Raw genomic sequence first — 12,167 nt, forward strand, 5'->3', positions numbered from 1 at the left:
CTCGATTGCGCCGGTTGACCAGACTATTGTATTGACTCCTGCTATAATTGCGCCGATTCTCCTGCCCTCATGCCATCCCCTCTACCGTTTACTTCAATCCAATTCTCTCTAAGCTGTAAGAGGTCCCTTTTGTCATACCGTTTCGTTTTAGCGTAAGCTGTCTTAAGATTTTGTTTGCAATGTTTCGTGTCGGCACGCCGAGAAATCGCCTGAGCTCTTTATTTGTGATGGATTCATTAATGAGCAGACGGTAGTCGGTGAGTGCATCGACAAACGGCGTACGCGAGTGATAATTGCAGTATGCGCATAACCAGCCTCCATATACCTTTCGCATCGGAAGCGCGTTGCAGTGAGCGCAGTGAATGCCTGTTAAAAGCTCGTTCGGATGAAGTTTAAAGTAGCTTAAAATATTTGGTGTGTAGGAAGTGTGCTGACTCATCAGCTGGTTAATGAGGTGTTCACAGTGCTTATCGGATAATTTTGATGGCGAGCCTTTTTGAAGAAGTTCGGAGAGGACATACGGCACTTTGGCTAGGTGGAGTATCTTTAAGCGTTGCTCACGCGTTCCGCCGCTTACTTCGATTTTAGAATTTGGATTGGCTACAAGGATGAGTGAATAGATAGGAATATCAGGGAAAGCTTGCTGCTTCAGCCATTCTGTGAGGAACTGCTCTTGCCTTGCTACTTGCAGGATGGGGTCTGGAAATACTTCTTCTTTTCCTTGAATGGAACGGAGCAGCTGGTTGTATTCGAGGTCAAAATGCAGCGTGCCGGATAGATTTTTCACCTCAAGAATGAGAATAAATGTTGGAGCAATGATTATAGAATCCATTTGAAAATGTTGGCCGTTCAAAGGAAGCCTTATGTCATGCAGCACGGAATATTGATCGCTGTTAAACGGGTCGAGGAAGTAATCGAGGGATTGTTCACCTTTTAAACCGGCTTGGTACTTGTACAGCTCTTCTTCTATTGCGTTCTTTTTGGAATGGTGAGGGGCTAGTCTTCTATGAAGGGCTTCAATTTGGAGCAGATGAATCGGGGTTTCGCGCTGTTTTCGGATCATATGCCAGGCCTCCTGATTATTAGTAAAGTTAGTTATTCGACTAAGGTCGGGAAAACCCTTTATTTTGTGACAAATTTTTTTTGAGGCGGTTTGTGCGGAGGAACGGCCGGGTTGATACGAGGAATAGGTGCAGGGAGAATTGCGCAGGTTCAGAGGCTTATTGCGCGGGTGTATTAGGCTATTGCGCCTGTCTATCGGGTTATTGCGTGGGTATGATTGGTAATTGCGTCAGTCGGCTGTTTATGCGTCGGTTGGAGACGGTAATGCGTCGGTATTAGATGGAATTGTATCTAGTTGAGGGATAATTGCGCCTGTTGACCTCACTCTAACATCAGTCCAAACAAAAAAACCACCTCAAAAGGTGGTTTTCACTCACTAATTCCCTTGCATCATATCAAGAATATGGTACCAGGTTTCTGGCTTTAGGGCGTCAGATACGTCGCCGTCGCCAATCACCCCGTAGCCAATGATGATTCCAAGAAGAAGACTGCCGCCGACAAGAACGGTTACGATAATAAGACGGAGCCAAATTGGAATCAGACGGATGCGCTCTTTTTTTGGTCCTTTTTTGCGCATACCGAAGCGTCTCTTTTTCGGTTCTTCCTCCTCACCTGCTGCAACAGGAGTTTCTTCCGCTTCTGCCTTAGCAGCTTCTTGTTCAGTTGTCGTTGGGTGTCTCTCTTGTTCAGTCATCTTCTTCTCCTCATTTGCACAAACGCTGATTTCAATTAACGGCGGATCCCGTTAATTAAACCGTTCATTTCATCTGCCATTGAAAGGGCACGTGCATTGAATTGATAGTGTCGCTGGGTATTAACTAACTCGGTCATCTCTTGGCCGATATTTACATTTGATGTTTCTAGTGAAGATTGAATTAATCTCCCCTCATCACCTGCAACTTGCTCAAACACATCAGCTTCAGCAAATCCTAGTCCAGCAAGGTCAGGGATTTTAAACCCTGAGTCTCCTGCTGCTTCAAGTAAATGCGGCTTTAACACACGAATCAGCTGTAACTGACCTAGATCTTGGGTTGTGCCGTCATTTAATATCGCTTCAAGCTCACCAGTTGCTGAGAGTTTAATTTCTGAGAAGTTCATCGGGAGGGTAAACCGGTTGCCTCCCCCGTCTAGTAAAAAGTCTCCTTTTGCATTCACAATTGTTAACGCATTAGGATTTTGTGGATCTTCACTTAAGTAAAAAGACCCATCGCGTGTTAGATACGAGGTAGCTTGTCCATTTTCCACAGACTCTACTTCAAAAAAGTGATCACGTTCAGCAATCGCAAAATCAAGCTCTCGTCCTGTTTGCATAATCGCTCCCTGCTCCATCCGAAGAGCGGTCTGGGCAATCTTTGCTCCTGCACCGACGCGGATTCCGTTTGGCGTCAGCCTGCCGGTTTCATAGCGTGTGTCCGTGTTGTTATTAACCTGCTGAAATAACAGGTCTGAAAACGTTGCTTCACGGCGCTTGAAGCCTGTTGTGTTGCTGTTGGCCATGTTATGTGAGAGGGTGTCCATTTTACGCTGCAGCTGCCCCATGGTTACAGAAGCTGATATCATTGAAAGATTCATCGTTTCATCCTCACTCTCTGCTCAGCCATTAGCCTAACCGCCCGACTTCATTTACGGCTTTATCCAAGCTTTGATCATAAGCTTGAAGAATACGCTGGTTCGCTTCAAAGGATCGGTATGCACTCATCATTTCCGTCATTGTCTGTGAGGCGTCAACGTTTGAACGTTCAATAAAACCTTGCTGGAGCTGATAGTTGATCTCGGCATTTCCAATTGCAGTCGGCAGCTCACCTTCTTCTGTATAACGAAGCAGGCCGTCTCCTTCTTTCACAAGCAACATTGGGTCTTCTGCGTAAGCCAAGTTAATTTGGCCAATCACTGCACCATCTGATGACGTTATTGTACCATTTGGGTCAAGCGTGAAATTCTCATCACCGACTTGAAGCGGCTCGCCGTTCGTGCCAAGAACATACTGCCCTTCCGTCGTTGTCAGAAATCCAGCCCCGTCTATTGTAAAGTTTCCGTTACGGCTGTATAGGATCTCATCATTAGATTGAATCGTATAAAATAAAGCACCCGGACGCCCTGACTCGCCTTCAGGCAGTACACCTTGAAGCAGTGCAATATCGGTTGAATTGCCTGTTTCATTGATGTCTCCTTGACGAAAGTTCGGCATGCGTTCTTGCAAATAGACACCCGTTGTCAGCTCTCCGATAATCGGTGCTTGAGCGCCTTTTGGTCCTTGCGTGTCCATTGCTTTGATCAGCATGTTTGGAAACGCACGCAGTGATGCTTGGTCGGCTTTGTATCCTGGAGTATTCGCATTGGCTAGGTTGTTGGTCAGCATTTCTTGGCGCTGTTGCTGGGCAATCATCCCTGCTGCTGCGCCGTACAATCCTCTAAGCATCGTGTTCCTCCTTGGTTCACTGTTTATATTATTAAGCACGAAAACATGCGGCATGGATTCGTCCCTATGCCACATGTATCGGTATGTTTTAGGTTCTTGTTAAATTTTAACTTTCTTTGACATGCGGTCTAGGTTCTCAAGCATGATGCCTGTTCCTTTTGCCACACAATGCATTGGATCTTCTGCAACAAGCACTGGAAGCTTCAATTCTTCTGCTAGAAGCTGATCGATACCGTGGAGAAGTGCTCCGCCGCCTGTTAAGATAACCCCGCGGTCAATAATGTCTGCTGACAGCTCTGGAGGCGTTTGCTCAAGGACTTGCTTAGCAGCTTGTACAATATATGAAACTGATTCAAGCAACGCTTCCTCTATTTCCTTTGAGTGTACCGTAATTGTCTTAGGAAGTCCACTTACCATATCGCGTCCGCGAATCTCCATTTCCTCTTCACGCGCACCCGGAAATACTGTTGCGACTTGCATCTTAATGTTCTCAGCTGTACGTTCTCCGATAAGAAGTTTATACCTCTTTTTGATGTAAGTTAAGATGTCAGAATCGAATCTGTCACCAGCTACTTTGATGGAAGAGGCGGTGACGATATCACCCATTGAAAGAACAGCAACATCTGTTGTCCCACCGCCTATGTCGACTACCATGTTACCGCTTGGCTGGAAAATATCCATTCCGGCTCCGATTGCAGCAACTTTCGGTTCCTCTTCCAAATACACGTTCTTCCCGCCGCTCTTCTCAGCTGCTTCGCGAATCGCTTTTTGCTCAACGGATGTAATATTTGTCGGGCAGCAAATTAAAATGCGCGGCTTTGAAAACATGCTTTTGACATTGATCTTGCCAAGAAAATGCTTCAGCATCGATTCTGTCATTTCAAAGTTTGCGATGACGCCGTCCTTCATTGGGCGCATGGCAACAATATTTCCTGGTGTGCGTCCAACCATGCGGAACGCTTCTTCTCCGACAGCTAGAACTCTCTTTGACTGTGTATCGACTGCAACTACTGAGGGCTCATCTAAGACAATACCGCTACCTTTTACATAGACTAGGACGTTCGCAGTACCTAAATCAATTCCAATATCTCTACCAAACATGATTCTTTTTCCTCCCTGTTTTACCGAACATGATCGTATCTACTGATTACGATATACCTAATTGTAAATTTTATCACAGATTGTTCAGACAGGGATAATAATTTCTGCAAATTATTGTCGACTTTTTACAATTTGCTGTACAGGCTCTTCTTGTGTCTTCTTGTATTTCACTTTCGTCGCTTCGCCGCCCCGAAGATGACGAATAGATTTGTGATATTCAAGAATTTCTTTTACTTCATTTGCGAGCTCTGGGTTGATCTCTGGCAAGCGTTCTGTTAAGTCTTTATGAACGGTACTTTTGGATACCCCAAACTCCTTTGCAATGGTCCGCACCGTTTTTCTCGTCTCGACGATATACTTGCCAATCTTGATCGTTCGCTCTTTGATGTAATCGTGCACACGTCTCGCCTCCCTAATTCTGTGTTGGTGATTGGTACAGTTTATTAGGGAGATTAAGCAGATATACCACATTTTAAAGAGGACGAGGGCTATTTTCAGACTTTTTTTACATATTTGGGTGATCGGAGAGTATTTTTCGGGGTTGCAGAGTAGTGCGGGAAGTTTTTGGCGAGGGGGATTGCGCCGGTTCAGGCTCTTTATGCGTTGCTCTCGGCCGAGATTGCGCGGCTTGATGAAGTATATGCGTCGGTGTGTGCTGTTATTGCGCCGATCGGTCCTTATTGCGCCTGTCTCCTGGCTTATTGCGCCCCTCCGGCCGGCTTATGCATCGATTGAGGCTGGAATTGCGTCACTCTCCTCGCCGCATCACCACTGCTACAGCCGCCTAAACACCGCATCAAACAAAGAAACGCGGCCTCGGCCGCGTTTCTCCTCCTCTTATTAAAACACTACACCCTTTGTTGTGGAGCTGCCGATCTCCATAAGATCAGCAAGCGTCGTCTTGCCTCGGTCTTCTAGATGACGCATCAGCTCACAGAATAGATGGGCGGTGGTCATCGCATCTCCTAGCGCTTGATGGCGCTCATAGACGAGGGTGCCGAATTGCAGCGCGTATACCTCAAGGTCGCGCATGTCACGTGACGGGTTGAGATAGCCGATTAAATCGAGCGTATCGACGACTAGCGGGGTGTCGTATGTGTATTTATGTCGCTGCAGCTCTTTTTTGACGACCATCATATCAAAGCTGACATAATGACCGACCCAAAGATTGCTGTCAATGTCTTCATTGAATTGAAAGAACCGCTCAAGAGCTTCGAGTGAGGACGGGGCATCTTTCACCTTTTCCCCGGAAATACCGGTCAGGCTCGTAATCTTTTCTGGGATTTCTCGATCTGGATTGACGAACGTTTGGAAGGTCTGCTCCTGAACCTCCAAACCAGCCACCCGGACCCCGGCAATTTCAATCATCCGATCAGCCCCGTTAATGGCGAATCCTGTCGTTTCTGTATCAAATATTGTAAAGGTTAAATCACGAATATGCGTGTTTAACGGGACTTCTGATTGTAACTGGTAATTAAGCTTTTGCTTTTTCCAAAACATCATGACACACACCTCCTAGTCGTCGCGTAATGCTCATTTAATACATGCCAAATGCGCCCAATGTTTGATTTTGCAAACTGCGAATCGTTCTTAAAGCAATCATCAGCTCTTCTTTGTCTTTTGTACGCAAATGGGCAAAATGAATTTTGCTCGTTCTCTCTGTGTCAGATTGATAGCTTTGCCATGCTTGATCAACACGGATTGATAGAACAACCTCATAGGCAAAGCGGATTTCATCAGCTGTTTTCTCGTCAAATACATCAATCTCTACTAAACGATCGAGCCGCTCTAGCGGTGTTCCTTCAAATATACCGTGATGAGCTGATAACAGCTGCAAACAATGATGGAGCGGGAAGAGGGCGTGCATCTTAATATCAATTGATTCCCGCTTCATACGGAACAACGCGCGAATCGGGTGATCCAGCGTTGGTACTGGGTGCTCTTTCTCCTGCTCTGCCATCCGATATAAGAAGATTTTCGACTTCGTTAAAATCTCTTCTACGACACCGACAAATTGATCATGGAGCTCAGGGTCACCGTAAAGAAGACGATAGGACAAGAAATTATGGCCGAGCAGAATATTGTCATTCGTCGAGCGCAGACTCCAGCCCCGCAGACGCTCTTCCCATTTCTTCATTGACCCGCGCCATTGTGACTCGCTTGCCATCATGAGCCCCTTACAGCGTTTATACCCTGCTTGCTCAAGATGACGCACAATTTCTGTGCCGAGTTCCGCAAAATAGGTCTCTACTTGCTCGCGTTTTTCATCTCCGACATCTTCATAGACGAGGAAGTGATCCTGATCCGTTAACATAAACTGCTCCGCTCGCCCCCCGCTCCCCATCATGTACCAGTTGAACCTGACAGGCGGAGCTCCGAATCCACGGTCTTCTACCGCACGAACAGCGAGCCAAACCGCATGCTTCACGAGGCGGTCGTACAGCTTCGTAATGACATTTAACAGATGAGTCGTTGGAATGCGGTCTTGAATTAAATTACTGAGCACATCATAGATTGCTGGTTTCATTGCATCAATTGTCTTAAAATCAGATTCTTCTATTGTATGAAGAATCTCCATCGTGCCGCGGTTTTTCTTTCTAAGCAGGTCAGATAACGTACACATACCGACGACACGTCCGCGCCTCATCACGGGCAGATGCTTAATCCCGTTCATAAGAAAGCTCGACATTGCTTCATAATAGAAGGCATCATCAGCGATTATAAATGGATTAGCGGTCATCACTTCTTTAGCCACAATCCCCGGTCCGCCTCCATTTGCAACCACTCGGGCGACCAGATCTTTTTCAGTGATAATTCCGATTAGTTGATCCCCGTCATTTAACACGACGACCGAGCTTGTGCCGCGCTCTACCATTGTGGCTGCGACATCTTGCACATCATCATCCTGATCGACAACAATCACCGGTTCGGTCATCACGTCATGAATTCGGCGGATAAACGGTTCACTTTCGCCAAAATGACTCGCTTGTTTCATTTGTTCTGCGAGAGATTGATAGATATCACGCAATCTGATCGATGCTTGGCGAAGCATAAAGTCACGAACAGTGTCATCATGCCAACGCGCTTCAATGACTGGGTACGGGATATGCAGGCAAATGGCCTCCTCTACTGCCCGGACCTCGACTGCATATTGATCGGGATTCTCGCTCTTTTCGCCGAGAAAATCAGCAAGACTTGAGAAGCCGATCATATCGCCTTTTTGCAGCACCTCTAATACCTCTTCTGAATTTGAGTCCCTGCCACTGACAAAAACTTCTGCCACCCCTTTTAGGATAAGCAGAAGTCCTTCGCGCGGTGTCTTGGAGTAAAGTACTTTTTGAGATTTTCCGTAGTGTTTGAGTTCACATGTTTCTAAGAGATCCCGCAATTCGTCGGCTGTAGTGCCGACAAATAGCGGGTGAGTGTGTATGTCTTGAATAATTTGATTATCTGCCTGAGGATTCATCCATCCATACCTCTCCGTCTTTATACGTCATTTGTTCAGGATAACGTAAATCTACGACTTCATCTTGAAGTTTTTGAGATGGCGCTGCCGTCATTTTCGATACAAGAATTGTAACGATGAAGTTAATCGGCACCCCAATCAGACCGGCTCCAGTATCTTGAATACCGAAGAGCGTAATGCCGCTGCGTGCTAGTAAAATATATGTGAGTGTAACGGATAATCCTACGAGCATCCCTGCAATCGCACCTTTTGCGTTGGCACGTTTCCACCATACCCCGAGTAGGAGAACAGGGAAGAAGGTACCGCCGGCAAGCGCGAAGGCCCAGGCAACGATTTGCGTGATAACCCCTGGCGGATTAAGCGCAACAACTCCAGCTACAATCGTTGCAAGCACGATCGCCCAACGACCTGCAGCAAGACGCTTCTTATCACTTGCATTTGGATTCACAAGACGATAATAAATATCATGAGCAAATGATGATGAAATGGTGATTAATAGACCACCAGCAGTCGATAAGGCTGCGGCCATCGCACCGGCTGCGACTAGTCCGATAACAAAGACGCCAAGGTTTGCGATCTCTGGTGTCGCCATTACGACGATATCATTTGAAATGACAATCTCTTCCCATTGCAGGATTCCATCACCGTTTTGGTCGGCTACTTGTAAGAGTCCTGTGTTAACCCATGTTGTTGTCCAAGCTGGCAGCTCATCAATCGGCTGGCCTGCAACACGCGTCATTAAGATGAAACGAGAGAAGGCAGCGTATGCTGGTGCTGATAAGTAAAGTAATGCGATAAAAACAAGCGCCCACGCACCACTCCAACGTGCTGCTTTCATCGTTGTTACCGTATAGAAACGTACGATAACGTGAGGAAGCGCTGCTGTACCAACCATTAAGGTAAACATCAGGGCAATAAACTGTGATTTTTCACTTTCAGCAAACGGAGCAAAGTACTCCGAGATCCCGAGCTCTCGGTCAAGCTCACCTAGCTGCGTGACAATGTTTCCATATGTAAGCCATGGTAATGGATTACTTGTAATTTGAAGTGACATAAAGACGATCGGAATAATGTAGGCAATGATTAAGATAATATACTGCGCTACCTGTGTCCAAGTGATCCCTTTCATCCCGCCAAGAGTCGCATAGATCGCAATAACAACGACCCCGATCATCGTTCCATACATTGCCGGGATATTTAAAATACGTCCAATAACAACCCCGGAACCAGACAATTGTCCGATAATGTAGGTAAAACTGATGATAATCGTTGCAATCGCTGCGATTAAGCGTGCTGTGTTACTGCCAAAACGGTCACCGATAAATTCTGGCACAGTGTAACGGCCGTATTTACGAAGCTGTGGTGCTAGTAAGAAGGTTAAGAATAAATAACCGCCAGTCCAACCCATGATGTAGGCAAGACCGTCATACCCAAGGATCATAACCGTACCGGCCATCCCGATAAAGGATGCAGCACTCATCCAGTCCCCGCCAATCGCCATACCATTCCAGAATGGCGGTACGCCGCGGCTTGCTACATAGAAGTCAGAAGTTGCTTTTGCTCGATTATACACGGAAATCCCGATATAAAGTCCAAACGTTGCCATAATCATTAATAACGATACTAACGTCTGTTGGTCCACAATGATGTCCCCCTTTTACTCTTCTCTTTTTTTAGTGATCTAGTGCTTTCCCTGCACTTGCTCTAACATTTTCTTCTTCATTGATTCCAAATTTCTTATCAATCCGATCACTTATGATAGCGTTTCCAAAAAGTAAGAGTACGAAGGTTACGACAGCTCCCTGTGCCCCCATAAAGTAGTTAGCAGGCATTCCCATGATGTTAAAAGTAACAAAGAACTCGGCAAAGGCAACAACGCCAAATGAGACAAGGCCTCCAATAATTAAACAGACAATGACAAGAGTCGTTCTCGCGCGAAAATAGGCATCGGCTACTTTCTTATCAATCTTCTTCAAGTGTTAACGCCTCCTTGGTTTTGGTTTTTTGGGTGGTTGAGTGATTGGCTGGTTAGGTGGCTGGGTGGTTAGTATTTAGTTGGTTAGGAAAGACTTTAATCTTTTCCTAATACCTAACCAACTTCCCAACCTTTTTCCTTTCCAACTAACTAACTGACTGCTTATTTCATCGCCTCCTTATTAGAGTAAAATGTTCATTAGGCTTGGTGTGTGAGCTGTTGTGGGGTCATGATGTGGTGGCAGTTTGTGCAGCGTCTAAGAGGTGTTTTCTTTTTAGCAGATTTGAAATTCATCCAAGCTATAATTGGAATAAACGCTAGAAAAATTGGATGAACCACAAAAGTTAAGACAATAGCCACAATAAAAGGCAGGATACTGAGCATGAAAAAGTATTGCCCAGTCTGGATATAGGTGAGTGAGTCTTGATGACATTTCGTACAGTGTTCAGCATTTAGCTGTGTCACTTGCGTTTTCTTTCGTTTCGGCATAGCTTCCTCCCTATCTTAGATCAAAGATAAACCGGACGGTCTCAAAAAAGCCCAGCGGCACCATGGCGATTTGAACGACAAAGTACACGAGAATCGCTGCAAATGGAACAGATAACATCAGCGGCTTTTTCATTTTAAAAGCAAAGAAGATCGATAAGGCCGTGATGAGCAAGAATACATATAACATGCGTGCCCTCCTTTTAGGTAGTATATTTTTGATGTCGTTTGCTCAGACCGGATAGTCAGTCTCGAGTAGTACTAATACAGATAATACGAGCCATATGTAAGCGTTATCATTATTTTGTTAAATATAGTGGAACATCCAAGCAGATTTTCTTGCGGTGTTCCATAACAGTCTTTTCATAAGCATTATTATTTCAAATATTCTGAAATATGTCAAGAGAGAGGACAAATGTCTTTTTATTTTTTGTAGACAAACTACGACTATCGGGAATGTGCGGACGACCGGGCGGCTTTGCAGATTATCGGGCAACCCTGTGGAGAATAAGGCGAATGAGCTCCCAACCCACCAAAAAAACGACCCACGCTTGATGCGTGAGCCGTTTACTTAAACATTATCCAATATTATTTTCTTCTTCATCAGACTCTTCGGCACCGTCTTCGTCTTCAGCTGGTGCTTCTGTTTCATCTTCATCACCAAGCGCATCTGCATTTTCATCAGCTGGCTTGTCTTCTTTTTCACCTTCTGCAGGCTCAGTGCCTTCTGCTGGTGCTTCCTTTTCTGCATTAGCCGTTTCTTGCTGCTTTTTCACAGCATCGCCAATTGAATCAATCGGCTGCTCAAATACATCAGATGGATTGACAGCAACTCCGTCTTGACGGATCGCAAAGTGAACATGTACGCCTGCTTCTTGATTATATAAGTTGCGCGCTGCTTGTCCGATAACGTCACCTTGTCTTACTACTTGACCTTCTTCAAGCTCCACACCATCTAAGCTGTGGTAATGCGTAACGATTCCATTATCGTGACTAACTTCTACAACATATCCAAGAAGTGCATCTTTCTCTGACTTTACAACCGTTCCACTTAGAGCGGCAGCTACATCAAAGCTTTCGTTTTCAACGTGACCAAAATCAATTCCTTTATTTTGACGATATTCATTATTGTAGTATACCAAAGCGAGTTCTTTTTCTTCAGCAGATGCTGACTCATCAAAATAATGGACAACCACTTCAATTCCTTCTTCTTCTGCAACTGGCTTTTTGATGACTTCATTTGCAGCAGTAACTTCTACTGCTTCTTCACCATACATACCTTCTTGCGACGGATCTTCCACTTCGACTCCTTCGCCCGGTAGAGCTGATTCGTCTCCACCTTGCATAAAGAACACGGCACTCAATACACCAGCGGCTGCGACTAAATAGACTGCGGGAACTACCCAGCGCTTCTTTAAGAAGCTTTGTAGATCAAATGAATTTTCCTCATTTTTAGAAGAGCGTTTATTTTCTTCTTCTCTCATTTCTCATCACCTCAGCAACCAGTTTGAGCCGATTCCTGGAAATATATACATTCAACCGAAAAAATTTTTTAGATTAGTTTTCGACAAAGGTATGCGTATTATGCGTAATTTGTAAAAAAAGATTTCACCTTCTTCCATTTAATGTTAGGCTAAAACTCTATGAGAAATGATGTA

Annotated in this window: 13 protein-coding genes; all 13 read right to left on the reverse strand. The window is 45.2% G+C overall.

The window, feature by feature from the left end:
- Positions 1 to 88: 88 nt before the first annotated feature.
- Positions 89 to 1,063, reverse strand: a complete 975-nt coding sequence (locus tag PQ478_RS19975) for a nuclease-related domain-containing protein (protein WP_289235355.1) — start codon at positions 1,061 to 1,063, stop codon at positions 89 to 91.
- Between the two features lie 375 nt (positions 1,064 to 1,438).
- The gene (locus PQ478_RS19980; RefSeq protein WP_075681929.1) at positions 1,439 to 1,756 is read right to left on the reverse strand and encodes a DNA-directed RNA polymerase subunit beta; all 318 of its coding nucleotides are present in this window, start codon (positions 1,754 to 1,756) and stop codon (positions 1,439 to 1,441) included.
- A gap of 35 nt (positions 1,757 to 1,791) precedes the next feature.
- The gene (locus tag PQ478_RS19985; protein WP_289235356.1) at positions 1,792 to 2,634 is read right to left on the reverse strand and encodes a flagellar hook-basal body protein; all 843 of its coding nucleotides are present in this window, start codon (positions 2,632 to 2,634) and stop codon (positions 1,792 to 1,794) included.
- A gap of 28 nt (positions 2,635 to 2,662) precedes the next feature.
- Entirely contained in the window at positions 2,663 to 3,481 is an 819-nt protein-coding gene (locus PQ478_RS19990) for a flagellar hook-basal body protein (protein WP_289235357.1), read from the reverse strand.
- 99 nt (positions 3,482 to 3,580) lie between these two features.
- Positions 3,581 to 4,582 carry a rod shape-determining protein gene (locus PQ478_RS19995; protein WP_289235358.1) on the reverse strand — a complete coding sequence of 334 codons (1,002 nt, stop codon included), beginning with the start codon at positions 4,580 to 4,582 and terminating at the stop codon, positions 3,581 to 3,583.
- Positions 4,583 to 4,693: 111 nt separating this feature from the next.
- Positions 4,694 to 4,981 (reverse strand): sporulation transcriptional regulator SpoIIID, encoded by a 288-nt coding sequence (gene spoIIID, locus PQ478_RS20000; protein WP_012960686.1) that lies wholly within the window; start codon positions 4,979 to 4,981, stop codon positions 4,694 to 4,696.
- Positions 4,982 to 5,422: 441 nt separating this feature from the next.
- On the reverse strand, positions 5,423 to 6,085 hold the full coding sequence (locus PQ478_RS20005) for a 3'-5' exonuclease (RefSeq protein ID WP_289235359.1): 663 nt from the start codon (positions 6,083 to 6,085) through the stop codon (positions 5,423 to 5,425).
- Positions 6,086 to 6,119: 34 nt separating this feature from the next.
- A complete protein-coding gene (locus tag PQ478_RS20010; protein ID WP_289235360.1) occupies positions 6,120 to 8,048 on the reverse strand; it encodes a DUF294 nucleotidyltransferase-like domain-containing protein in 1,929 nt (642 codons plus the stop codon).
- On the reverse strand, positions 8,029 to 9,690 hold the full coding sequence (locus PQ478_RS20015; protein WP_289235361.1) for a sodium:solute symporter family protein: 1,662 nt from the start codon (positions 9,688 to 9,690) through the stop codon (positions 8,029 to 8,031). Before PQ478_RS20015 ends, PQ478_RS20010 begins: the two co-directional genes overlap by 20 nt.
- Positions 9,691 to 9,721: 31 nt before the next feature.
- Positions 9,722 to 10,024 (reverse strand): DUF4212 domain-containing protein, encoded by a 303-nt coding sequence (locus PQ478_RS20020; RefSeq protein ID WP_075681917.1) that lies wholly within the window; start codon positions 10,022 to 10,024, stop codon positions 9,722 to 9,724.
- A gap of 197 nt (positions 10,025 to 10,221) precedes the next feature.
- On the reverse strand, positions 10,222 to 10,512 hold the full coding sequence (locus PQ478_RS20025; protein ID WP_289235362.1) for a hypothetical protein: 291 nt from the start codon (positions 10,510 to 10,512) through the stop codon (positions 10,222 to 10,224).
- A 10-nt stretch (positions 10,513 to 10,522) separates the two neighbouring features.
- Positions 10,523 to 10,699 carry a hypothetical protein gene (locus PQ478_RS20030; RefSeq protein ID WP_175585115.1) on the reverse strand — a complete coding sequence of 59 codons (177 nt, stop codon included), beginning with the start codon at positions 10,697 to 10,699 and terminating at the stop codon, positions 10,523 to 10,525.
- A gap of 388 nt (positions 10,700 to 11,087) precedes the next feature.
- Positions 11,088 to 11,993 carry a stage II sporulation protein SpoIIQ gene (gene spoIIQ / locus PQ478_RS20035; RefSeq protein ID WP_289235363.1) on the reverse strand — a complete coding sequence of 302 codons (906 nt, stop codon included), beginning with the start codon at positions 11,991 to 11,993 and terminating at the stop codon, positions 11,088 to 11,090.
- Positions 11,994 to 12,167 lie beyond the last annotated feature (174 nt).

Source organism: Alkalihalophilus pseudofirmus (assembly GCF_029094545.1).
GTDB classification, from domain to species: domain Bacteria; phylum Bacillota; class Bacilli; order Bacillales; family Bacillaceae_D; genus Alkalihalophilus; species Alkalihalophilus pseudofirmus.

Excerpts from the sequence above, each read along its gene's own strand:
- PQ478_RS19975 (WP_289235355.1), bottom strand. The coding sequence starts at position 1,063 with ATGATCCGAAAACAGCGCGAAACCCCGATTCATCTGCTCCAAATTGAA.
- PQ478_RS19980 (WP_075681929.1), bottom strand. The coding sequence starts at position 1,756 with ATGACTGAACAAGAGAGACACCCAACGACAACTGAACAAGAAGCTGCT.
- PQ478_RS19985 (WP_289235356.1), bottom strand. The coding sequence starts at position 2,634 with ATGAATCTTTCAATGATATCAGCTTCTGTAACCATGGGGCAGCTGCAG.
- PQ478_RS19990 (WP_289235357.1), bottom strand. The coding sequence starts at position 3,481 with ATGCTTAGAGGATTGTACGGCGCAGCAGCAGGGATGATTGCCCAGCAA.
- PQ478_RS19995 (WP_289235358.1), bottom strand. The coding sequence starts at position 4,582 with ATGTTTGGTAGAGATATTGGAATTGATTTAGGTACTGCGAACGTCCTA.
- PQ478_RS20005 (WP_289235359.1), bottom strand. The coding sequence starts at position 6,085 with ATGATGTTTTGGAAAAAGCAAAAGCTTAATTACCAGTTACAATCAGAA.
- PQ478_RS20010 (WP_289235360.1), bottom strand. The coding sequence starts at position 8,048 with ATGAATCCTCAGGCAGATAATCAAATTATTCAAGACATACACACTCAC.
- PQ478_RS20025 (WP_289235362.1), bottom strand. The coding sequence starts at position 10,512 with ATGCCGAAACGAAAGAAAACGCAAGTGACACAGCTAAATGCTGAACAC.
- PQ478_RS20030 (WP_175585115.1), bottom strand. The coding sequence starts at position 10,699 with ATGTTATATGTATTCTTGCTCATCACGGCCTTATCGATCTTCTTTGCT.
- spoIIQ (WP_289235363.1), bottom strand. The coding sequence starts at position 11,993 with ATGAGAGAAGAAGAAAATAAACGCTCTTCTAAAAATGAGGAAAATTCA.